1 protein-coding gene is annotated in these 1,067 nt (G+C 74.2%); it reads right to left on the bottom strand.

What is annotated here, in order from left to right:
* Positions 1 to 1,067: Ig-like domain-containing protein (locus tag EJ913_RS32035; RefSeq protein ID WP_211099090.1), on the bottom strand; the 1,067-nt coding region annotated here is incomplete at both ends.

Raw genomic sequence — 1,067 nt, 5'->3', positions numbered from 1 at the left:
CGTGCCGTTCACCGACGCCGTCGCCGTCACGGTCAGCCCGAGGCTGCCGCTGAACTCGGCCGGCGGCGTCAGCGTCAAGCCCGACAGGTCGGTCACGCTCAGCGTCCAGGTCCCGTCGCCGTTGTCGCTGCCCGCCGACAGCACCGCTCCCGCCGGCACCCCGGCGATCACCACGCCGAGCACCTCGCCCGCCGCCGGGGACACCAGCGCGCTGCTGATCGTCAACGCGATGGCTTGGTCTTCCACACCGCTCGCCGCCGCCACAGTCAGGCTGGGCGCGTCGGCCACCGCCGCCACGTTGACCGTCAGCGCCTCGCTGTGGCTGGCCTGCGTGCCGTTCACCGACGCCGTCGCCGTCACGGTCAGCCCGAGGCTGCCGCTGAACTCGGCCGGCGGCGTCAGCGTCAAGCCCGACAGGTCGGTCACGCTCAGCGTCCAGGTCCCGTCGCCGTTGTCGCGGCCCGCCGACAGCACCGCCCCCGCCGGCACCCCGGCGATCACCACGCCGAGCACCTCGCCCGCCGCCGGGGACACCAGCGCGCTGCTGATGCTCAACGCGATGGCCTGATCCTCACTGCCCGAGGCCGCCGCCACAGTCAGGCTGGGCGCGTCGGCCACCGCCGCCACGCTGACCGTCAGCGCCTCGCTGTGGCTGGCCTGCGTGCCGTTCACCGACGCCGTCGCCGTCACGGTCAGCCCGAGGCTGCCGCTGAACTCGGCCGGCGGCGTCAGCGTCAAGCCCGACAGGTCGGTCACGCTCAGCGTCCAGGTCCCGTCGCCGTTGTCGCTGCCCGCCGACAGCACCGCTCCCGCCGGCACCCCGGCGATCACCACGCTGAGCACCTCGCCCGCCGCCGGGGACACCAGCGCACTGCTGATCGTCAACGCGATGGCCTGATCCTCACTGCCCGAGGCCGCCGCCACGCTGAGCACCGGCGCGTCGGCCACCGCCGCCACGTTGACCGTCAACGCCTCGCTGTGGCTGGCCTGCGTGCCGTTCACCGACGCCGTCGCCGTCACGGTCAGCCCGAGGCTGCCGCTGAACTCGGCCGGCGGCGTCAGCGTCA

This window comes from Azospirillum doebereinerae (assembly GCF_003989665.1).
GTDB classification, from domain to species: domain Bacteria; phylum Pseudomonadota; class Alphaproteobacteria; order Azospirillales; family Azospirillaceae; genus Azospirillum; species Azospirillum doebereinerae.
The sequence above is the reverse complement of the archived record's forward strand: the minus strand, read 5'-3'. Positions and strand labels throughout refer to the sequence as shown.